At 37.2% G+C, this 23552-nt stretch carries 17 protein-coding genes and 5 pseudogenes; 8 read left to right on the top strand and 14 right to left on the bottom strand.

The genetic code is table 11. The annotated features are described in order from the left end of the window. Window positions 1–256 precede the first annotated feature (256 nt). The 3 genes from IPH84_17745 to IPH84_17735 form a co-directional block, all read right to left on the bottom strand. On the bottom strand, window positions 257–1189 hold the full coding sequence (locus IPH84_17745; protein MBK7175015.1) for a pentapeptide repeat-containing protein: 933 nt from the start codon (window positions 1187–1189) through the stop codon (window positions 257–259). 190 nt (window positions 1190–1379) lie between these two features. Then, on the bottom strand, window positions 1380–2156 hold the full coding sequence (locus IPH84_17740) for a CHAD domain-containing protein (GenBank protein MBK7175014.1): 777 nt from the start codon (window positions 2154–2156) through the stop codon (window positions 1380–1382). 452 nt (window positions 2157–2608) lie between these two features. Further along, window positions 2609–3157: a GNAT family N-acetyltransferase gene (locus IPH84_17735; protein MBK7175013.1), complete on the bottom strand. Its 549-nt coding sequence runs from the start codon at window positions 3155–3157 to the stop codon at window positions 2609–2611. Window positions 3158–3309: 152 nt separating this feature from the next. Between IPH84_17735 and IPH84_17730 the strand changes: the two are divergent. The 7 genes and pseudogenes from IPH84_17730 to IPH84_17700 all read left to right on the top strand — a co-directional run bounded on the left by IPH84_17730 (window position 3310) and on the right by IPH84_17700 (window position 11595). Beyond that, window positions 3310–5960 (top strand): annotated as a pseudogene (locus IPH84_17730) (cation-translocating P-type ATPase). Between the two features lie 179 nt (window positions 5961–6139). After that, window positions 6140–6612, top strand: a pseudogene (locus IPH84_17725) (DNA starvation/stationary phase protection protein). Window positions 6613–6646: 34 nt separating this feature from the next. Continuing rightward, window positions 6647–8067 (top strand): annotated as a pseudogene (locus tag IPH84_17720) (SDR family oxidoreductase). A 140-nt stretch (window positions 8068–8207) separates the two neighbouring features. Continuing rightward, window positions 8208–9084, top strand: a pseudogene (locus tag IPH84_17715) (aldo/keto reductase). A 174-nt stretch (window positions 9085–9258) separates the two neighbouring features. Beyond that, window positions 9259–9717: a peroxiredoxin gene (locus tag IPH84_17710; GenBank protein ID MBK7175012.1), complete on the top strand. Its 459-nt coding sequence runs from the start codon at window positions 9259–9261 to the stop codon at window positions 9715–9717. 92 nt (window positions 9718–9809) lie between these two features. Continuing rightward, a pseudogene (locus tag IPH84_17705) lies at window positions 9810–10738 on the top strand (AraC family transcriptional regulator). A gap of 89 nt (window positions 10739–10827) precedes the next feature. Then, entirely contained in the window at window positions 10828–11595 is a 768-nt protein-coding gene (locus tag IPH84_17700) for an SDR family oxidoreductase (GenBank protein ID MBK7175011.1), read from the top strand. Window positions 11596–11756: 161 nt separating this feature from the next. Here IPH84_17700 and IPH84_17695 read toward each other — a convergent pair whose 3' ends face one another. The 10 genes from IPH84_17695 to IPH84_17650 all read right to left on the bottom strand — a co-directional run bounded on the left by IPH84_17695 (window position 11757) and on the right by IPH84_17650 (window position 21334). After that, on the bottom strand, window positions 11757–12497 hold the full coding sequence (locus IPH84_17695; protein ID MBK7175010.1) for an SDR family NAD(P)-dependent oxidoreductase: 741 nt from the start codon (window positions 12495–12497) through the stop codon (window positions 11757–11759). A 68-nt stretch (window positions 12498–12565) separates the two neighbouring features. Continuing rightward, window positions 12566–13123: a Crp/Fnr family transcriptional regulator gene (locus IPH84_17690; GenBank protein ID MBK7175009.1), complete on the bottom strand. Its 558-nt coding sequence runs from the start codon at window positions 13121–13123 to the stop codon at window positions 12566–12568. Between the two features lie 108 nt (window positions 13124–13231). Then, window positions 13232–16657 carry a PAS domain S-box protein gene (locus tag IPH84_17685; protein ID MBK7175008.1) on the bottom strand — a complete coding sequence of 1142 codons (3426 nt, stop codon included), beginning with the start codon at window positions 16655–16657 and terminating at the stop codon, window positions 13232–13234. Window positions 16658–16669: 12 nt separating this feature from the next. Further along, entirely contained in the window at window positions 16670–16858 is a 189-nt protein-coding gene (locus IPH84_17680; protein MBK7175007.1) for a hypothetical protein, read from the bottom strand. Window positions 16859–17030: 172 nt separating this feature from the next. Continuing rightward, window positions 17031–17720 (bottom strand): MBL fold metallo-hydrolase, encoded by a 690-nt coding sequence (locus tag IPH84_17675; GenBank protein ID MBK7175006.1) that lies wholly within the window; start codon window positions 17718–17720, stop codon window positions 17031–17033. A 184-nt stretch (window positions 17721–17904) separates the two neighbouring features. Next, window positions 17905–18399 carry a redoxin domain-containing protein gene (locus IPH84_17670; GenBank protein MBK7175005.1) on the bottom strand — a complete coding sequence of 165 codons (495 nt, stop codon included), beginning with the start codon at window positions 18397–18399 and terminating at the stop codon, window positions 17905–17907. A gap of 231 nt (window positions 18400–18630) precedes the next feature. Further along, window positions 18631–19464 (bottom strand): hypothetical protein, encoded by an 834-nt coding sequence (locus IPH84_17665; GenBank protein ID MBK7175004.1) that lies wholly within the window; start codon window positions 19462–19464, stop codon window positions 18631–18633. A gap of 76 nt (window positions 19465–19540) precedes the next feature. Next, on the bottom strand, window positions 19541–20236 hold the full coding sequence (locus IPH84_17660) for a hypothetical protein (GenBank protein MBK7175003.1): 696 nt from the start codon (window positions 20234–20236) through the stop codon (window positions 19541–19543). Window positions 20237–20293: 57 nt separating this feature from the next. Further along, entirely contained in the window at window positions 20294–20653 is a 360-nt protein-coding gene (locus tag IPH84_17655) for a hypothetical protein (protein MBK7175002.1), read from the bottom strand. Between the two features lie 207 nt (window positions 20654–20860). Beyond that, complete coding sequence (locus tag IPH84_17650) at window positions 20861–21334, bottom strand: SRPBCC domain-containing protein (protein MBK7175001.1); 474 nt, start codon at window positions 21332–21334, stop codon at window positions 20861–20863. A 209-nt stretch (window positions 21335–21543) separates the two neighbouring features. On the opposite strand from IPH84_17650, the gene IPH84_17645 reads away from it, so the two are divergent. Continuing rightward, window positions 21544–22320, top strand: a complete 777-nt coding sequence (locus IPH84_17645) for a hypothetical protein (protein MBK7175000.1) — start codon at window positions 21544–21546, stop codon at window positions 22318–22320. Here the strand turns inward: IPH84_17645 and IPH84_17640 are convergent, their stop codons facing one another. Continuing rightward, entirely contained in the window at window positions 22321–22614 is a 294-nt protein-coding gene (locus IPH84_17640) for a hypothetical protein (protein MBK7174999.1), read from the bottom strand. Window positions 22615–23552: the final 938 nt, after the last annotated feature.

The following is a 23552-nucleotide window of genomic DNA, read 5'->3' as shown; positions in this document are numbered from 1 at the left end:
TTTTTGATGACAATCCATTTTTTTAAATGATGTAGAGACGCCCGAATCGGGCGTCTCAATATAAAATTTCATTTTCGGCACAATGTAGAGACGCCCAATTTGGGCGTCTCAATATAAAATTTCATTTTCGGCACAATGGGGAGACGCCCGAATCGGGCGTCTCTACAAAATATGATATTTGGGAATGTATCGATTTCCCGGCGATAATAACCGGAATTATCATTCATTTATTGATTGTTGATCAATAAACATGTAATCATGATTCAACGATGGTAATACCGCTTAAATCCGCTTTCCCGCTTTTCAGGAATTCATAGGTTATCCGATCGGCCTGGCAATCAATAAAACGGATACGCTTCAGGTTTTTGTTGTTCTTAAAGAAAGTGTTCAAAAAGGAAACCTTCTTGAATGTCACTCTTGTAAAGGCACAATTCTCAAAATAGCAGTCTTCAATAGTGCCGGTGAATATTAAATCGGCAATATGGGAATTGATAAATGAGCTGCGGTTCCAGATAGCATTTGAAATCGTATTTTTTTCAGAATCGCCGGATTTATCTACCACACCTGTAATGCCGCCCGCTTTAATCTTCATTCCTGTAAAATCGGCACCCGTAAAATCGCATCCATAGAGATGACTTGCAATAAACTCGGTATCTTTAAGTGAACAGTCTTTGAACAGATTATTGGCAATATTGGAACCAGAAACCAGGCTATTCCTGAAATCGGATCCTGTGAAGTCGCAACGGTCAACATTATTGCCCCGAAGCTGAAGTCCTGATAAATCAGAACCTGCAAACTTGCAGCGTAGCATATTGGATGCATTGAATTTTTCATGCAGGTTTTTCAACCCGGAAAAATCGGCATCCACCCAGTTCCCTCGCGACATATCCCATTTGAGCTGATTATTTGGCTTTCCTGTTGATATCTCATCCGGAAGCGCCTCCATAGATGCATTTGCTGTTTCAACAAGGGACTCATGCTTTAAGCCTTCCGAAAAATAATTGAGGTCTACATTCAGGATTTCTGCAAGACGGTTTATGGTGATGAAATCCGGCATGGATTCTCCCCTCTCCCACTTTCCCACAGCCTGTGAGCTAATGAATAGATGTTGAGCCAGCTGAGCCTGGGAAACATTCAACTTCTTCCTGGCGTCGGCAATTCTTTTGCCAATGATTTCTGCATTTAACATCGTGTTTCTTTTTAGTTGTTAGACTCAGCAAAGGTATTCTGCAGCATAAGCAGTATCCAAAAATAAAAGGCAACTTAAAGTTGTATTGACTCTACTTATAGTAGATATTTAACAACTAAAAGTAGTATTTAGCCTGATTTTATAAAAATGACACAAAAGAGAAAAATATCAGCGAAAAATCATTCCAATTTCACTTATGACAGGTTGAAAGTTTTTTGTGCAAAGCTTTAAATTGCCGTTCTTCTTTTTCTTTCAATTTTAAAACTTCATCCATTGTTTTCCCGGGAAGAGGTACAAGTGAAAGAAAGTGAATTGCAGAATAAGTGTCGTGCCAAATCCCCAGCTTCTTTTGTTGCTTGTCAATTTCTGCTTCATCTAAATTAATTTTCTTTTTTAATCTTCCAGGCAATGCCAAATAAACATACATCATTTTCTTTATTTTCTTTCTATAAGCATGCAGGCCATCTCTCACGTTAAGCTGAAGCAGCAGTTCTGCTTTAATTTTCTCCCTGTTAAAATACTTTTTGATAGCTCTTTTACCTGGAAGTGTATCAGGTAAATCAACCTTTTCTCTAAATTGTCTGATAAGCAAGATATATCTTGAACCATTATTAATAAATTGTTGAACAAGGGTATTTTCTTTCTTTTTTAATTGAGTAATAAGTCTTTGGGGGAAATAAGGAATAGTAATTATCAGCTGAATAATAATTTGCAGTTCCCTGACTTTTCCTGCTTTCATAAATAATGGCTTCAACTTAGAAGCATCATGCTTTTCTTTAAAGAGTTTTTCAGCAAATGAAATAATTGCATCTATTTTTTTTATATCAAGCCTCAAATTATGGATGTATTCAGGCTTTCTATCTTTCATATAAGCATAAATATTCTGCTCAATAGATTCAAAGAGGTCAAGTAAATAATTATTTAAGTTCTTTCCCATTAACATTTCATCTATGATACTTTGTGACAAGCAAGTAATACCTGACTGGTTTTAAGTCAGGCCAGCCAGAGAACTTTTGCCCGTTATTCTCTTTGAAACATATCACTATGCATAAACAATAATGCTTCCTGTCTATTACTAATATAACAAATTCTTCCAAAAGAAAGCGCAATGCTGTTTAATTTAAATTCAAAAAGAATTCAGAATTCATCCGCCAATTGGCGGATGATTTCTCCCGAAAGGATGCCTTTGGCTTGGATTCTTCAGGGAAAAGCATTTTTATACAATCTCTTAATTTGCAATAAGACCACCATCATTTGAAAATCGATTCGATTATGGATTTCATGCCATCCTTAACACGTTTTACGCGGCAGCCAGGACTCAGGTACGTCTTTTTCTCAGCTTGAAAGCAGAAAAACCTAACAAAGCAGAATATTTGTTCAGAATCAGCAAGTTGGCCCAAAATCAGCAAGCGATCTGGCTTATTGCTCTTCAGCCGTTTGAAGTTTTGCGTATATTTCTAAACTAATAAATTTTCCATTTTTTATTTCACAATCTCTCATAGTTCCTTCGTGCCGGAAGTCAAGTTTTTCCATTGCTTTTTTACAGTTTATATTGTCGGATTCTACAAACCCTTCAATTCTGTGAAGTCCCAATTTTTCAAAACCATACTTACAAATGATAGGCATTGTTTCAGTCATGATTCCTTGTCTCCAATAATCAGGAAGCAGCCAAAAACCAATTTCCGCTTTTTTATGTGCTTTGCTTAAACTATTCAGACCCCCTGCTCCATAAAATGTTGTATTATCCAATGAGCAAACTGCCCACCAAATTCCTGTTTCATTATACTCCAAACTGGTAAAAAATTTCATTTGTTCCTTTGTTTCTTCCAATGTTGTATAACTAACTCCATAGTATTTTATAATGTCCGGGTGCGACAGACCTCTGTATACATTTTCCAAGTCACTTCCTGAAAACTGTCGAAGTAAAAGTCTATGTGTTTTTATTATGGGAAAATCCGTTGTTGCCATAGTCTGGTTCTATTTTCTGTGTTCACAAACAAGGAATTATGCAATTCTATAAAATTATTATGTAACACTCCTTCCCCTGCGAGTTCATAAATTGCAACGATCCTTTAAAGGTAAGTGATGCTATATTCAAATTAAACAAATTCGAAACAAATATGTGGTTTTCCAAATCAGTAGAAGCAGTTTTAAAAGAACTTAATGTTGATCCTGCTTATGGTCTTTCTGATGATGAAGCTATAGCCAGATTGAAGAAATACGGTTCAAATAAATTACTGTCAGAAAAAAAGAAAAGCATAATCCTGTTGTTTTTTGCCCAGCTTAAAAACTGGTTAATATATATCCTGCTTGGAGCGGTGGTTATTACCATTTTTATGGGAGAGTATGTTGATGCAGCCATAATTTTATTCGTGATAAGTATTAATGCAATCCTGGGCGTAGTTCAGGAAGTAAAAGCCGGGAAAGCGATTGAAGCACTTCAGAAACTTACATTTCCAAAAACACTTGTTCGCAGAAATGGAGTAGTTCAGGAGATTGATTCTGAAAATATCGTACCTGGTGATATCCTTATTCTTGATGCGGGCAGAATTATTTCCGCAGATATTCGCCTGATCGAATCCATTAATCTGCAGGTTGATGAATCATCATTAACAGGGGAATCTGTTCCATCAGAAAAAGACGCCACCCTTATTCAAACTGACCTTAAAACTGCCCTGGGAGACCGGTTAAACCTAGGTTTCATGTCTACTATAATAACCATAGGAAGAGGATTCGGCGTAGTAGTGGGAACAGGAATGAATACAGAAATTGGCAAAATTGCTTCCATCATAAACACAGAGATTAAGTCGAAAACACCATTGGAAATCCGTTTGGATAAACTGGGTAAAAACTTAGGTATTATAGCAATAGTCATTTGTGTATTGATTTTCATCATTGCAATGTTGCAGGGAAGGGATTTGTCTGAAATATTCCTGATGTCGATTTCCCTGGCTGTGGCCGCCATACCAGAGGGACTGGCAGCAATAGTAGCAGTCGTGCTGGCAATAGGGGTTACAAACCTTTCAAAAAAAAATGCCATTATTAAACAACTTTCCGCTGTTGAAACACTGGGTTCTCTGAATATTATCTGCTCCGACAAAACAGGTACGTTAACGCAAAATAAAATGACGGTTACAAGCTGCTTCACCCATCAAGGTCTATTTCAGCTTGGATTGGAGGAAACACATTCAGAAGAGCAAAAACTCCTGGCTAAAGTCATGATCCTTTGCTCTGATGCGAGCTATGACAATGGGCAGGGAACCGGGGACCCCACTGAAATAGCTCTGCTGGTGATGGGCGACAAACTGGGGATTGACCGTAAATCATTACTCCACAGCAACAAGCGTATCGATGAATCAGCTTTTGATTCTGACCGTAAGCTAATGTCTACACTGGTTGAAGAAAACGGGAAGTTTTCTGTTTATACGAAAGGTGCTCCGGGAAACTTAATAGAAATCTGCACCCAGGTATTAGAGGATGGAAAAACGAGTCCTTTAACCGAAGCTCATAAAAAGAGGTACCTGGATGCTGCCATTATTATGTCTGATCAGGCTTTGCGCACCCTTGGGGCAGCCTATAAGCAGGTGAATGAAAAAATTGACCCTTCAGAGATGGAAAAAGACCTGATACTTGTCGGCCTGGTGGGTATGATAGATCCACCAAGGGCTGAAGTGAAGGACTCTATTCTAAAAGCAAAAATGGCCGGGGTAAAAACGCTCATGATTACCGGTGACCATAAGAATACGGCATTCGCTATTGCCTTTCAGCTGGGAATTGCAGAAAAGATAGAACAAACATTAACAGGACAGGAAATTGACGGGTTTACCGAACTTGAATTCTCTGAAAAGATTGATAATTACAATGTTTTTGCACGTGTATCCCCCGAACATAAAGTAAAAATTGTGCGGGCACTGAAATCTCAGGGCAATATAGTTTCCATGACGGGTGACGGGGTCAACGATGCCCCGTCGTTAAACACTGCCGATATTGGAGTAGCGATGGGAATTACAGGCACTGATGTTGCCAAAGGTGCTTCGGATATGATTCTTACTGATGATAATTTTTCAACCATTGTTACGGCCATTGAACAGGGTAGAAATATTTACAATAACATAAAAAAGTCCGTCATTTTCCTGATTACCTGTAACCTGGGGGAAGTGATAACCATATTTGTCGCACTGATCATAGGATGGAAAGCCCCATTAATTGCAACACAACTTCTATGGATTAACCTAATCACCGATTCACTCCCTGCGATTGCGCTGGAATGGATCCGGGAAACACCGATGTAATGAAAGAAAAGCCACGGCCTGCCAAAGAAAGTTTCTTTGCCAATGGTGCGGGTATGCATGTTTTGCTTGGGGGAGTTTTGATAGGTGCATTAACGATCACTGCTTACTTTTTTGGATATTATGAGCATGGCTACACTCCATTCGATAAACAGGTACCACAAAATACAATAGAATATGCCCGTACCCTGGCTTTCATGGTTTTAGTAGTTTGTCAGTTAGTTTATTCTTTAGCACTGAGAAATGAAAGAAAATCCATTTTCAGCATCGGAATTTTTTCAAATAAATTCCTTGTGGGAGCCATTCTGTCAGGCTTAGCCCTTCAATTCCTTGTGGTTAAAATTCCAGCCATAAAAACTGCATTTCATTTGCAGATGCCTGATCTCAGGGCGTGGGGGATTATTCTTGCACTTGGAATTACTCCTTTGGTAATAAATGAACTTATTAAATTAATTATCAGAGTTACGAAAAAAACAAGTTGAAGACCCTATTACACCTATAAAGAACAATCATTGCAAACATTACTTAAAGTACCCTGCTGCATGGATAATTAAGTAAATTTAACTTTATGGTGTTTCTTAAAGATGAACAGTAGTCAATAATATTTGTTTAATATACTATAAGATTCATTAAACAAAATCTTTACTAACAGATTAAACCAATGAAAAATATAAATGCAATAGGACTCGACACTGTTAAAGCTAAACAACTAGCAGAAAAACTAGATGAACTTTTGGCAAATTACTCCATATTTTATCAGAACACCAGGGGTATCACTGGAACATCAAAGGTGAGAAGTTTTTTGAGCTTCATTTAAAGTTTGAAGAACTCTACAACGACTTATTCCTGAAAATAGATGAAGTTGCCGAAAGAATTTTGACTTTAGGTCATTCGCCTTCACACAACTATTCTAAGTACAGGGAGGCTTCCAAAATAGCCGAGAGCGATCAGGTGAGCGATGGAATCAAAGCTGTTGGTGAAATACTAAATGCTCTTCAAACAATAATAATTCTGCAGCGCGAAGTACTGCAATTATCAGCGGATGCTAATGACGAAGGGACAAATGCCCTTATGAGTGACTATATCCGCTCACAGGAAAAATTAGTTTGGATGTATTCCTCATTTTTAAATTAATGTTCCGGGGTTGTCGACACTCAAAGATTAACGGATGAAAATTCTACTAACAGGAGTTACAGGATATATTGCGCAACGTCTTTTGCCGGTATTGTTGCAAAACGGCCACCATGTTGTATGTTGTGTCCGTGATCAAAAGCGTTTCAATTCAAAAACATACGCCTCTGAAAAATTAAGTGTAATTGAAGCTGATTTTCTGAAGAAAGAAAGTCTTAATTCTATACCTGGGGATATTGATGTGGCTTTTTATCTCATTCATTCCATGTCGACTCAAACAGGCGATTTTGAAACAATGGAGCAGGTTTGTGCCAGAAATTTCCGGGAACGAATACAAAATACCAATGCCCGGCAAGTAATTTATTTAAGTGGTATTGTAAATGAATCGGAACTGTCTAAACATTTGTCGTCGCGAAAAAATGTGGAAAGTATCCTGGCGGATTCAAGCTTTGCCCTTACCACCTTGAAGGCTGGCATTATTGTAGGATCAGGCAGTGCCTCCTTCGAAATTATCCGCGATTTGGTTGAGAAACTCCCGGTAATGATAACACCACGATGGCTTGAAACAAAATGCCAGCCTATCGCAATCCGTAATGTTATTGAATTTTTAGTGGGCGTTACCGGCAACACAGAAACCTATAATAAAAGCTACGATATAGGCGGGCCCGATATACTTAGTTACAAGCAAATGCTATTGCAATTTGCAGCGATCAGAGGTCTGAAGAATAATCATCATTACCTGTTATGACGCCGAAAATCTCCTCGTATTGGTTATATTTCGTAACAGCAACATCATTTTCTTTAGCTAAGAATCTTGTTAATAGTATGAAAGTTGAAGTGATATGCTCTCCTAATAATTTAGCATCAATGCTTGGCATTTCACTGATAGATTATAATACTTCTATTAAACTGGCTTTCGATAAAATTGAACAAAACCAGGTATTGTCGAGCTGGAAAGATGCACAAACCAGTAATCTCCTTAAAAAAAGGTATTTCCCAGTATATTGAAATTCCTATCAATGGCTGCTTTAAAGATGTGCGTAAAAGTAAGGTTAATAACACTCAGACATCTGTGAATAAAATCTGGTCGATAGGGGTAAAACAGGCTGGTATTATGGGAATTGGCTATGGGAATCAAGAGGTTTTGTAGATAAGCTGTTAGGTGGAGTTGGTATGCGAAGAGGCCGTAAAAGTTATACAGAACTGGCAGCAGGCGATGCTTTGGATTATTGGAGGGTGCTCTATGCCGACCGTGAAGAAAAAAGGCTTTTGCTTTACGCAGAAATGAAGTTGCCGGGTGAAGCATGGCTTGAGTTTAAAATTGACGAAAAGGATTTATTAACACAAACAGCTACTTTCAGACCTTTAGGACTGGCTGGCAGGCTATATTGGTATTCATTATTACCTTTTCATGGTTTGATTTTCAGCGGTATGTTAAAAAAAATAGCAAACGGATAACTTCAATAAATAAGTAAGTTTCACAAAAAAAATAATTGACTTCAATATGAACCAAATTCTTCCCCTTAGGTCATTAGGCAAATCAGAATTGATGATAACTCCTGTTGGTCTGGGCTGCTGGCAATTTAACGCAAAATAATATGGCCGGAAAATTCTGGCCCAACATGGAAGATGATCTTATCACGCAAATGGTAAAAATCTCCCTGGAAGGTGGTATCAATTGGTTTGATACTGCCGAATTATATGGAAATGGTGCTTCAGAGCGAGCTTTGGCAGCATCTCTCAAAGCTACTGGCAGAAAGCCTGGTGAAATTATAATAGCCACTAAATGGTGGCCGATGTTCAGATTCGCCTCCAATATCCTGAAAACAATAGATCAGAATTGAAGCCCTTGCACCTTACCCCATTGATTTGTACCAGGTTCATCAGCCCTGGGGGTTCTCAAACACAAAAGCTGAAATGGAAGCCATGGCAAGGCTGGTTAAAGAACACAAAATACGGTATGTAGGGGTAAGCAATTTCTCGGCTGCTCAAATGAGAAATGCATGGGAAGTTCTTCAAAAACACAACATTCATCTGGTTTCCAATCAAGTAAGGTACAATCTGCTCGACCGCAAAATTGAATCTAATGGTATTCTGCAAACTGCAAAAGAACTTGGAATTACCATCATCGCTTATTCACCGTTAGCGCAGGGGTTGGTTACCGGGAAGTTTCACGATAATCCGGAACTGTTAAAAAATATCGGCATGCGTAAACATTCTTCACAATTCAAACCCAACGGACTGGAAAAGAGCAGGCCTGTTATAAAATCTGTTCAGGAACTTGCCATTAAATACGGTGTTACTACATCGCAAATCGCGCTCAACTGGCTGATTAATTCTCATGGTGACACTGTTGTGGCTATTCCCGGCGCTACCAAAGAAGCGCACGCTAAAGAAAACGTTGGGACAATGAGGTTTAATTTAACAGCTGAAGACCTATCCATACTCGACAAAAAGAGTACTATTTTCAGATAAAAAATGAAAAGCACAATATCATCATCAATCGGAGTATAATAGTGAGCCGTCAATTAACCGACAGTTTCTTCTCCCTGTATAACTTATTCCAGGCAGTTTCTGTCAGCGATGAATCTATAACCTGCTTATAATGAGTATACTCATCACTTATTAACTTTAAACAAGGACAATTCAATGAACGAACTAAAAACTGGCAGCACTATTCCATCATTTACTTTGCCTGATCAAAACGGAAGTCTATTCGCTATTAATTCTGTGATCGGCAAAAAGAATGTGGTGATTTATTTTTATCCCAAAGATGACAGTCCTGGCTGTACAGCACAAGCCTGCTCCTTCCGTGATCAGTTTGAGGTATTTAAGGAAGCAGATGCAGTAATTGGCATTAGCGGACAATCTGTCGAAAGCCATAAAGAATTTGCCATCAAACACAGGCTTACCTTTACCCTGCTGAGCGACAAAGGCAATAAGATTCGTAAACAATTTGGCGTACCTACCAATTTATTAGGATTGCTTCCGGGCCGTGTAACCTATGTTGCAGATAAAACAGGCAAAATAATCTATATCTTCAATTCGCAAATGCAGGCAACCAAACATGTGGATGAAGCGCTGAGGATTCTCAATCAAACAAAATAAGCAGACTGACGGCTGCTTTCACCACTTTTTCTGGTTATATCTTATATATCAGCCAAATGCTTTTATATTTGCATTATTTGAATCTTGCAACAATGGGAAACATAAGTATAAAAGAGTTTTATAAGGAATTATGGGGTGACAGTGGTTGTCAGCTTGACAACTTTTTTGAAAGTAAAAGCACCCATGATTTAGGACATTTTAATGTTTTTGATATCGTCAAATTTTACTTTAGCGGTAAAAATAAACCTGAAATGACTTATAACCGGAGGTTGTACTATAAAATCAGTCTGATAAAGGGTAAAAATCTTGTTGAGTATGCAGGTAAAACAGTTCTTATCGAGAAACAGGGAATACTTTTACTACGCCCAAAATACCCTACCGTTATACACCTCAAACAACTGAACAGGCAGGATTTTTCTGTGTTTTTACGAAAGAGTTTTTATCAAAATCGAAAACTGGTTTGCTGATCGATGAATTACCTATATTTCAGCCTAATAGTGATTTTGTTTTTCAGTTAGATGATGAACAATTTCTTGGAATGGAAATGATATTCAGAAAGATGGATACAGAACTGTCGTCAGATTATGCATTTAAGTATGATTTAATACGAAATTATGTTTTGGAACTCATACATACTGCACAGAAATTAAAACCCATTGAAAGTTCAAATGGTAATACCAATGCAGCAAATAGAATTTCCTCCTTGTTCATAGAATTGCTTGAAAGGCAGTTCCCCATTGAAAGTGAAGCACAGGTAATACAACTCAAAACACCTCTTGAATTTGCGAAAGTATTGGGAATACATATCAACCACTTGAATAAAGTATTGAAAGAAACCACAGGCAGAAGCACTAAAACCATCATCAATGGCAGAATTGCCGAAGAAGCCAAGATTCTGCTGAAACAAACCCAATGGAATGTATCGGAAATTGCGTTTGCCTTAGGTTTTGAAGAGGTAGCCCATTTTTCAAATTTTTTCAAGAAACATACTGCACTTTCGCCGCTTAAATATCGCAATTGATTGATATTTGCAAATAGTTGATTGCTATTTACAAACATTTTATTTACTTAAGAACCGACTTTTGTGTTTCATTAAAAAAAGTAAATAATATGGCAAATCAATCAAGCAGAGTAGCTTTAATAACCGGTGGCAGCCGGGGATTGGGAAAAGATATGGCAATACAGTTAGCCAGAAAAGATTTTGACATTATCATTACGTATAACAGCAACAAAGAAGCTGCCAGCAAAGTGGTACAAGATGTGAATGCTATTGGGAAAAAAGCCATCGCACTACAACTCGATGTTTCAAAAAGCAATTTATTTGATGCTTTTATTAGCCAGGTAAGAGAATTATTAAAAAGTGATTTTGACACTAACCAGGTTCACTCACTGGTAAATAATGCAGGTACCGGCCTTTATGCTCCGTTTGATAGTACAACCGAAGAGCAATTCGACAATATGGTGAACACTCACTTAAAGTCTGCATTTTTCCTGACACAAAAAATACTTCCAATCCTTTCTGATGGTGGTAGTATAGTAAATATTTCATCTGGACTGGCTCGCTTCAGCAATAGCAACTATTCAGCTTATGCAATCATGAAAGCAGCAATCGAGAGCTTAACCCGTTACCAGGCACTGGAACTGGGCAGCAGAAAAATAAGGGTGAATACCGTGGCTCCAGGTGCTATTGCAACTGACTTTGCCGGAGGTTTTGTAAGAGACAGTAAAGAAATTAACAGTTATATAGCAGGGGGGACAGCCTTAGGCAGGGTCGGATTACCTGACGATATTGGCAGTGTGGTGGCTTTTCTGTGCAGCAATGACGCAAAGTGGGTAAATGCACAAAGAATTGAAGTTTCAGGTGGCTACTATATTTAGAGAATTGAATTACTAATTTCCCGGAAAATTCAGTAGCTGTAATCCGGTATAATTATCACAACCTATTGATCAGTGATCCCCTTTCTGTCGGATCACTGATCAATATACCTCTGATCAATATGAAGTATACCTTATGTCCAGAAAGTGAGTGTGCTTTATACTTATCGTATTTCATTCACTTTTTTAAGTGCAAACAACGGAGCTATTCTTGAAATGAGATAGAGAATTTTTGCACCCCCTACTTTAATTTCCGAATGTCCTTTCCCGATTCCATTGAGCATTTCCGAAACAGCTGCAGCAGCACTAATAGCTATTTTGGGAGGAGCCCCCTTGTGCCATGGAGTATCAACAGCAGGAAACATAACTTCCACCACCCTGGTATTTTCATTCTTCAAACGGATTCGAAGTGTTTGCGTAAATGAATGAAGAGCTGATTTTGATGAATTGTAGAATGGATAAATAACTCTCGGTGCATATATTAATCCTGTTGTGATATTAATAATCGAAGAAGAATCATTTGCACTGATTGTTTTATAAAGAAGATTAATCAATCGTATTGGGGCTATCAGATTTGTCTGATACTCATTTTCTGCCAGTTCCAGGGCATTTTCATCATTAATGAAGTCAATCTTATTGACAATGGCTGCATTATTGATAAGGGTATTTAAATCAGGATGATCAGTTGCGATTTTTCGGGCAAAATCAATGCATTCACGACTATTGGAAAGGTCGCACTGATAGGTTATAAGACTGGGTTCCTGATTTTTTGCAGCCGCTAGCTTTTCATTCGATCTACCGCAAATGATAACTTTATTTCCTTTTTTTATGAGCGCTTTGCTTAATTCAAGGCCAATACCTGAACTTCCACCTGTAACTAATACAGTATTGTTATTTAGTTTCATGATAAAATCAATTAGTTGAATAATACCACAAAACTAATTTGTCAAGTATTCTAATGCATTGACCTATGTCAAAAAACGATTTTTCTTCTGATCCGGCTTAAGGTTTCAGGTTTAATTCCAAGATATGATGCAATAATTCCTTGTTTAATTCTTTGATCCATACCGGGGAATTCTTCCAGAAAATTTCTATACCGGGTTTCCGCATCCAGTAATAATAAATCGCGCTCCCTCCTTTCCTTAACAATATATCCCTTTTCAATAAACTTCATCAGAAATTTAATCCAAAAGACATTCGTTTCCATTAATAGGCAAAAGTCGGACCAGCTAATCTCGAGTAATTGCGAATTTTCCAATGCTTCAACTGAAAAGTAGGAAGGCTTTCTTAATACCATTGCAGAATACGAACTAATGAAATTATTTTCAGGCATTATTGCTTTGGTAAATTCATCACCCTTATCATTGTTATATACATAACGAAATAATCCTTTATTCACAAAGGCTATTTTAGAGGGTATTTCTCCTGATTTAATAAAATAATCTGCCTTCAAAATTGATTTTTCCATTCCTATTGAAAGGAATTCTTCTATTCGTTCAACAGGCAGTAAGTCATTTAATTGCATATTCATCGTATGACGATTACAAAAGTCAGTTGAGTAAAACACCTGGCTCAATTTCTTCCTTAATCATGTATGCGTTGTTTTTGTAATGCTGCAGGGAGTGAATACCTTTCACCATCATTTCCAGAAATATTTTTGTATCAATGCCTGTAGTTCATCTTTGTGAATGGGTTTGGCAATGTAATCGTTGCATCCCGCTTCAATTGATTTCTCCCTGTCGCCGGTTAAACCATGAGCGGTTTGTGCAATTATGATAACCTCTTTATTAGATTTCCTGATTTGCCTTGTAGCTTCGTATCCACCCATTCTGGGCAAACGAATGTCCATCAGTATCAGGTCAATGTCAGGATTGGAGAGACACACTTCAACTGCTTCAATACCGGTTCCTGCCTTTAAAATTTCTTTGCTAAACCTAATTACTGTTTCAGCAAGCAACATTTCTGAAACCTCATCATCTTCTACTATCAGAATTTTTAGTTTTCTAACATCATTGCTTTTCCCCGCAGGCTCAGGCTGTTGTTTATTGATTTCTTTATCTGCGTTGGTTTTGTACGGCAATGTGAAGTAAAAAGTTGAGCCTGTGCCCTCTTCGCTTTCAACCCAAATATTGCCACCAAGCATTTCAACATAGGCTTTGGAAATTGACAATCCAAGTCCTGCACCCTGGTATGCCATTTTACCAGCAATATCAGCCTGAATAAAACGCTCAAAGATTGCTTCCTGCCTGTCGATGGGTATTCCGATCCCTGAATCCTTAACATAAAATTCCAGGAATTCTCCTTTTAACTGATACCCAAATTCAATGACTCCATTGTGACTGAATTTTATAGCATTTTTAACAAGATTGGTAATAATGGAATAGAACTTCTCATTGTCTGTTTTAATGCACACTTGATTATCGGGCAGGGATTTCCCGACAAATAAATATATTCCCTTTTCGTCGGCCTGTGGTTTGAAGAAGGAATATATATAGTTCAGTTTTTCATTAATATTCGATTCTTCTATTTCAACTGTTATCAGGCCGGCTTCAATTTTCGAAATATCAATAATATCGTTAATAATATTAAGCATACGAGCCCCGCTCTTTTCTATGATCCGGATGTACTCTTTCTGCTGTTCTCCAGTGAGGTTAGGTCTTTTCAACAATTCCGAAAATCCTAAGATTCCGTTCATAGGAGTACGTATTTCATGGCTCATATTAGCGAGGAATGCAGATTTAAGGCGGTCGCTCTCCTGGGCCTGGTCTTTGGCTTTTATTAGTTCTTGCTCTGCGACCTTACGTTCTGTAATGTTTTCATGCATAAAAACAAAACGCTCAGGCTTGCCAATACTATTATTTAATGGGAATATCAGTGCACGAATCCATAGTGGTATATCAGGAGCTTCAGCTATTGCATCATGTGCATTGAAGTATATATCAGGTAAATGAACAATCTCACCATTTAAAGCCCTTGCTACCAAATCCTTCAATTCGCTACTCTTACTTTTTAAATCCTCAAAAATCGAAAACTCAGGTGGTGGAACAGAACCAAAAAGATTAATAAAGGCTGGATTCCCCCTCAGAGTATGCCCTTCTTTATCAACTACCTGAATCGACATCGGGTTATTCTCAATAATATCATTTAATAAGACCTCCGCATTTTTTTGGTCCGTAATGTTTTCATGCAATAAAACTATTTTATTAGGAGTCCCATTAATATCATTTAATGTGAACCCCAGGGCTTTTACCCATTCCGGCGAATCAGGAAATGATGGGTCAACATCATGAACATTATAAAATGAATCAGGAAAGTAAACAACTTCTCCTTTTTTAATCCGTTCAAACAATTTACCAAATCCTAGTGCTAATAATTGAGGGTCTTTTAATACTGAATAATCAGATGGAGGCTTTACTCCAAAAAGTTTGGTATGCGCAGAATTTACCTGAATTGGATATCCTTCCATATTCAGAATTTGAATAGACATAGGATTTTTCTCAATAATATCCTTAAATATAGCTTCTGATAGCCTATTCTCAGTAAAATCAGTATGTATACCAAATAGACGAATAACCTTGCCTTCATTGTTTTTTAATGAAGCAGCTTTATTATGAATCCATCGGTAAGTTCCATCCTTATGGCGAAATCTGAAATCCAGAAAGAAATGCTCAACAGGTTGCTGTAAATATGAATTGACTGCATTTTGGCAATATTCCTTTTCATCAGGATGAAGGTGCTCAACCCAGGTATTAAAATCATTTTTCAACTCATAATCCTGATATCCTATTTGTTTTTTCCATTGCTCAGAATAGAAAACTTCGTTGGTTTCAACATTCCAATCCCATATTCCTTCTTCAGAGGCTTCAATAACAAGGGAATAGCGTTCTTCGCTCTTCTTCAGTTTTTCCTGGGCCCGTTTGCGCTCGATGATCGTACCAATCAGTCGTGCCGAGGCATGAAGCCGATGTTTCGTCAACTCAATTATGTAAGGCGGGCGCGATTCGTACTGTAAGGCAAGGGTTTGCAAATCTGCATAGTCGACATGAAATTTTGATGCCAATTCACGTAGTTTCTCCTCATCATTTGGCGGGTCGCCATAACCAAAATTGATCGCACCAACAATCTCATCACCAACTCTCACAGGGACTGCATAGAGATGGATTCCACCCTCGCAATCAATGTCAGCAGGCTGTCCTGTTTCAATAGCTGTCTTCGATGCGTGCGACCAACAGGATTCATGACAGTGCCACCTACCAGAGTTCAGCGCTTCGCGGTTATCGTTGGTGTCACATAGAGCGCGGGATGCAGCATCCATGAAGCGGCACCAGCCAGAGGAGAATATACCCAAAGCGTAATCACCGTTTTTTTCATATACAGCTGTAGAGGTATCGAGCAGGTTAAGATAGTCGCCCACGATGTCGGTTAGTGTTTCCTCACCTACCGAGTCGAGAATAAGCCGGGAAGTGCTAAGCCCAACCAAGTCACCATAAGGAGGATTGTAGGTAAGCGCTTTCTTTTCAGATGGCTGATGAGTGCTTGTCAACAACCATTCAAGACGCTTCAGCTCCTTCTGTGCTAACCTGACTTTAGTAATATCCTGTAAAATACAATGTGTTTGCTTAAAATCACCTTTAAAATCATATCCTATTCTTCCCTCAAAAGCAATAAACAGCACAGAACCCTCTTTATGAATCATTTCAAATTCGCTGTGAATATGACCCTGAGCTTTAAAAACAGGAAACCGCATTCGAAATCCATCCTGAAAAGCAGGTGTAAGAAAATCACCAAACCACTTGCCAATTACTTCTTCACGCTGATAGCCCAACGTATCGAGCCACTGCTGATTTACTTCAATAAAATATCCATCAATATCAAGAGACTGATAACCCAAAGGTGCTTTGTTAAACAAAAGCTGAAACCGCTCTTCGCTCGCCCGCAGCTCACCTTCGGTATGATTATGGGAAAGAAGCTCAGCTTCAGATGTTGCTTTTAAGGAACTATGAGCGAGCCTCAATTCCTGTAACTCACTGATGAGTTGTTCTTTGGATTTGTCCAGATCATTCATAAACATACTCCTTTATTTAATAGTAAGCATTTTTATGTCGATAACTTCCCAGTCATTGGCTATTACCGGATCATGCATGGCTGGTATTACATAATTGCTCTTAAGGAACCGTATCCTGAAAGCAACGGACCCGCTAATTAGAAAAGCTATATTGTATGCAGCTTTCCAACCCCTAAACAAAGGTTCTTCCAGTTTAATCACGAATATAATAAATATTCTGATTAGCAATAGGTATGCTATCAGCCAACAGACTGAAAGTTTCTCCGCACAGCCTAACTATTTCGAATGACAGCCAGGAATGAGCAGAAAAACTATACCTCAAATATAATGATTTCAGGTCCCAAAAACCAGGAAAAACAGCATGTGACAGCTACTATAAATTACAAGGGATTAGAATAATTTCTCCTTGTTTATTTAGTAACTTAATTCTAGAGTCATTACTAGCATTAATTATTTTATCATCTGGTCCAATATGATAAATGGCAAACATTTTACTTACATCTTTAAGTTTAATTCCTTTTTCATTTGCATCCAATAAAATCCAAAAAGGCATAAACGCCCAATCAATATCCTTTAAGGTGGACATGGTTTCTACGTTCCCGGTATCCCCGGAAATAAAAATACGCTTGTTGTGCCATGTAATTAAATAGGAATAGTGGTTTATAGAAAACCGATGTTTTGTCTTAAATACCTCAATGGTGAAGTCTTTTATTTTATTATTGAGCTTTACAAGTTCTTCTATATTCCAGGGGCTATAAATATCTCCGCTGAGCCTTTTCGCCAATTTTTTAACCACTTTTCCTGCAAAATGGTCAGAATGCTTGTGTGTATAAATAAAAACCGGGTTAATTTTTACACTGTCCAGTTCAGATAAATCATATTCCATGTAATTGTGAGCACCTGATTTGTAAGGGAAATCAACATAGATATTTGTATTTCCATCTGTCATGTAGAGTCCGCAATTCCCTATAAACCTGATTTTTATCTCCATGGTTTGAGAATATGACATGATTGAAACAGCTAAAAGTGTCAGAACGCTTAAGAATTTCACCAAATTTTTCATTATTACTTTTATTTAAAACAGCAGTTAACGGTCAGAAAGGGTTCGCAATCTGTCAACTGACTAACATCCTAACCCTGAAATATCCTCGTACCACTCGGGTTGTAGATCAGAAAACGAAGTTGAATGATAAGCAATAGTTAACCTATTGTTCCCATAATTATCCTGGAACCATAGTAAATTGGGATTAATTAAACTTAATGCATTTGTTCTCAATTGTCACTTTATTGGAAACAAATTTCCCCTTAACAAACAGGTATGCCTGGGGAACAGCAATGGTATAGCGATCATTATTTTTATTCTTAAAATACTTATCCTTTCTCATCAGGTTATGTGTAATTAAATAATCCTGAAGTTCTTTTCCCGAATCAAAATAAAAGGAAAAAGGCCAGTCATGCTTTTTAATAAGATTTATTTCTTCATCAAAAGAATAACCAAGATTGATTCCAACTGCCATAATTTGAATGTTCTTCTGACTATGCATTTCTTTCAATTGATCTAGTTCCCTAATGCAGGGTGAGCAACGAAAATGCCAGAGAACAATTAATACACTGTCCTTTTGTAGATCTATTTCATTAAGATTTACTTCCTTCTTATTTGAGTCAATCAGGATTAGGTCTTTATTGAAAAGACCTTGGTTTGTAAGGAGCAGAAACGGAACAATAAACAGGAGAATTTTCATAATAATTTAATTTATAGTGATTTATACCGTTGTTGAATCATTTTGCGATCCGCTGGCTGGCGGAGGATACCTGACCGCCCCGGTATAACACAATCTGCAAGAATCTTGCTTTGAACCTAAGGCTCCCCTTTGGGGCAAATTCGTTGCGATTGAGTATATATCAGTACTTTGATTCACTTAAATAACAGATATCAGATCATTGTATTGCTTTCTTATTGGAATCCTATAATCTTAGTTTCCACCTAAAAGAATCAGTTTACTATTTGCCACAATCTTGTGCTTATAGATCATATTTACCAAATACATTCCCGGCACCCACTTACCAACATCCACAATCTGTTCAACCGTTTCACAATCAACCATTTTTCTAAAAACAACCTGCCCTTTGTCATTATAAATCACAATTTCGGCCCCAAACCATTTATGATAAAATGTTCCGGAGTTTAAATCATAATCATTAAATGAAATAAACACCGGAAGCTCAATATTAATGTAGTTTGTTGCAGGGTTAGGAGATATTTTTAACCTGGATTTTTCAAACTGTTGAAAAGGTTTATCAATATGAACAATGTTATCACAATCCAGGAATATTGTATCATTTACGATTGAAGCAGCACAGGCTGTATCATACAATACCAGAGATGTGTTATTATTTTCTAAATCAAGATTGTCGTTGACTTTATACATAACTGTATTCCACCGGGTGTTATTCGCAATACCTGCCACTAATACAAGTTTATTATCGAAGGTTGCTGTAGCATCACTGAAAGAATTCTCGTTTTCAAACAGGATTTGGACTTTGATAATATTACCCGCTTTGTCGGTCCTAAAAACTGCTTCATTCATGGCACTGTCAGGCATAGTCCAACCTCCCCCGATGGCTATAGTTGAATCCTGAAACCAGTTTATAGTAGTAGCAGATGCACGGTAAGAATCTGCTACCAGGTCCTGATACCCAATTTCGGACCCGGAAGAATCAGTAAATAGTATGGTTGGGGAAGCACCATAGGGCGGAATTCCCCGGGAATGCCTGCAGGTTGAGTATATTTCCCCTTGATTATCCACTATTGATCGATAGCTAAAGCCAATGAAAAATTCATTATTTGTCCATGGTGTTTCCCAATCAGTATCTCCCTCAATATTAGCCTTGATGATAAAATGGCCTGTGCCATCCTCCTGACTGACCGGGCTCCGGATAATAACAATCTCCGGTAAGAATTATTGTTGAATCCTGAGTTATTATTATATCGCTTGACCACTCATTAAAAATCAGTGAATCAGATTGTCCATAATACTTCTGCCATATCATTTCTCCGTATTTATCTAAATGAAATAGCCAAACTCTTTTGTTCTCAATATCATCACCATATTGAACAATCAATGCAATATATGAACTATCAGAAAGTGATTTAATGGCTCTCCCCCATCCCAGATTATTTTCACTTGGATATAAATGGCACCATTCTTTTTCACCACATGGATTAAGTTTCATAATAAACGGATTCCACTGATCAGGTATGATTTCAGTATAGCCAGTAACAATGAGACCGTTATCCAAAGACTGATCAATGCCGGTGACAATGGAGCCTTCAGTTAAGTTACCAATAGAGTGATACCATAATAATTCACCATTTATGTCAGTTTTGAAAATAAGGCCACTTCCTGCTTTTAAATCCGAATAAAAGCCTCCTCCTATAACATAGCCATGGTCATATGATTCCAAAACATCATATGGATAACTACTCTGATCCTGGAAATAGGATGTGGGCCAATTCTGGCAATTGCTAATACCTAAATTGAAAAAGATGAAAACGAATAACAATGCATGTTTTTTCATTTTTCAAATATGAAATCTTTCAGCAACTGGACAGCCAGTATTATGACAAGAAATTTTTTATTCTATCTTCCTCCTGAATATCATTCCCAGCCCGCTTGTGCCACCGGTGCCCTGGTATGTATAGTTAAATTCCAGGGTTTCAAACGGTTCATAACCCTCTTTAACCATGTGATTTATAACTGCAATATAAGATTTTTTACCGGTGAGTGCTATACTGTATTGCTCACCTTTTTTTATTTGATCCGGCTCATCACCAAAATCTACTTCAACATTCAACTTTTTTGAAAATATTTTACCCGATACTACAATGTAAGCATATTCATAATCACTCTTTGCCTGGCAATTTCCCTTTGTTGGAACACCAATAAGAACAATAGAAAGCAGTAAAATTGCTGAAATAGTAATGAGACTTTTCATTTTAATTGAAGTTTAGGGTTATTAAAAATTGAGTCCACGCCAAAAAATAAGGATTGAGATTTCTGACCTTAAAGCACAAGCCACAAAAGTAACACAAAGAACTAACTACCAAGTTATTAACCTTAGTAATTTTTAGTATCAATGTGAATAAGTATCCAGAAAACTACTTTTTGGAGAGGGTTCTATCTAAGCAAATGATTCAAATTGTTATTTCTCACAAAGCTCTTTCAACTTAGCGAGTGCATTAGGGTATGATTCGTTCATATAATCCAGAAAATCTTCATTAGTGTCAAGGTCAACAGTCAGGGTTGTACCCTGATAGATATCGGGGCCACTAGTTTCTTCGAAGGAATAGTTTTCAAATCCGTTGGCCCATTTTTCTACTTCCGGCCCTTCTGTTATTTCCTTGTCAGATTTAAAAAGTCCATAATGCTGGATTGAAACAAACCGATTAGGAATGATTTCAGCTATCCTGGAAACCATGCCACCCTTCTCACCATTCTCATCAATTCCAATAAACAGAATTTTACTTCCCTTGCTCCAACTTCCTTCATAGGTTGATGTCGGGTTAAACAAATAAGTCCATTGCTCATAAGTTGATTTACTGCTGATGCCAAGCATAATATCATAAACCCTGGCTACAGGTGCATTAATGCTAATTTTGAATTGTAATTTTTCCATATCAGGTAAAGTGATTGCGATTGATTTTCTGCCAGGTTAAAAAACAAGTGGAAGCCGGTTAAGTTCATCAGCATACTACTGATACCCTTTTCAGCCTAACCGATTGCTTCAAGGCAGGCTTTTCATTTCTTAACCTAAGTCAATGAAATTGAGAATATGGGCAAGTAGTTTTGCTAACCAAACAAGTCTAATTCTTAATTCATAAAGATATGGAAAAAAGTATTTTAAGTATTCTGATCCTCATTGCTTTCTCGCTAACCACATTACAAGGAACTACTCAGACAGTTTATTGTAAGTCAAATGATTTTCAAGTAAAAAATGCACTTATTAACAATCCACTAAAATTTAATCAGCATGGAATTAATAAGGATGTTTTGTTTGCATCCAAAACGCATAATACTTCAAATCTGACAATTCCAGGTATTTCCACACATAGTCAAATATTACCAAAGAGCTATGTCATAAAGCTTGAAAACAAAAGTCTTTTGGAAACAAGTTATCAAAATTACAAGACATTAATCGATCCAAATCAAAACAATCAACAAATGAAAACAACATATAATCATAGTGAGTGGTACAACAAAAACAGGCGAAATATATATTCCAGTATATGGACTTATGCCTCATTAAATTATTTATACTGCGATATAGCAGCATTTATGGATGCAAATATGCATTCACAATATCATACAGGCACAGTGGATGGTTTTGAGATGACGCCGGGATTTATTGCTGCATCTGCAGCAATGATGCAGATAGCTCTTACAAATGTTTTACTACCACAAGTAATAAAAAATGACAAGACTTTACGCTGGGTTCAAATTGCTTCCGGAACTTTAATGACACTTGTTCAATCAGCTACGCTGTTCAGCAGTAAGCCGGCTTCTTATTATACTGTGTTTTCAGGATTTGAAATAGCAGCCACTGCATATATAGCATTTGATGCTATACGATGGAAACCGAAAAGAAATACAGATAATTATTAATCAGAGTTTTTCCCGGGCAACACGTTTTCTTATCCGGCTTAATGACTCCGGTTTAACGCCAATATAACTTGCAATATGATACTGAGGAACACGTTGCAAAATACCAGGGTATTTGTCAACTAAGGATAGGTAACGCTGTTCAGGAGTTTCTGAATGATAAAACAGGATACTTTTTTGAATTTCCGAAAATGCTGATTCAACAATTTTCCTTGATATGGTTTCCAATTTTGGAAATCTTTCAAAAAGTTCACGGGCTTTTTGTTCGTTTCCGCTAACTAATATGCAGTCTTCCATACATATCCAGTTGTGCATCGAAACTGGGTTTTCAGAGATTTCATCAGCTGAAATCACCCATTCATCTTCAGTAAAGAAGCGGGTAGTTATTTCACTGCCATTTGATAAATTATATTGCCGGATACAACCTTGCAGTACAAAATAGCTATTAATTGATTTTTGTCCTTCTTTTAATAAAAAACTCCTTTGTTAAATTCGAATAGTAGAACTTTGTGCGATTGCATCTTTCTCTGATTCCGTGATGGATCCAAATTTCAAGAAATTATTTATCAACCTATCTATCATCTTTGAATCTTTGGGTAACTATAAAACGAAGACCATTTTGCGAAGTCTGGAATTTCGATGTTCAATCTTATCAATCAATTACAATTATGAGCAAAGGTACAAACCACAAATCTACCTGCAATCACCTGACTAAATATTTTGACAGTCTTCTATACCTTATTTTTTTGATAGTACTATTTTTTTATTTTGATAATCTGAAATATTTCGGAGAAACTCATTTATCTCTTTAAATGCAGAACGGCTGTATTGGCCTTGATTTATTGAAAGCTTCCTTATTAACGTGATTGTATTCTCTTTATGTTCAACATCAAACTCACATTGACCAAATACTGAACTAAACTGCTTACCATTTGCAAGTAACCAATGAATAAATTGCCGGAAAAGATATTCGCAAGGTGTCAGGAATATGAAAACCAAAGGTTCAAAATATCAAGTGTCCTGTTAGCAGGTATAAAATCTAAAATCATTTTGATGAAAAAATTCAGGGGCTAATAAATCATAGAACCTGCAAGTGAAGTAAAATTGATTAGTTTTCCCTCAGTATAAAATCGTTGCTTTGGCTGTATCACCGGAATTATCTGAGATTAGTATTTTTTTAATGTCAACATTATTGGATGATGATAAATGTTTAAGCAGATATTCTTTGTTCTTTT

This window comes from Bacteroidales bacterium (genome assembly GCA_016707785.1).
Classification (GTDB): Bacteria; Bacteroidota; Bacteroidia; order Bacteroidales; family UBA4417; genus UBA4417.
This window is presented reverse-complemented; position numbering and strand designations above follow the sequence as displayed.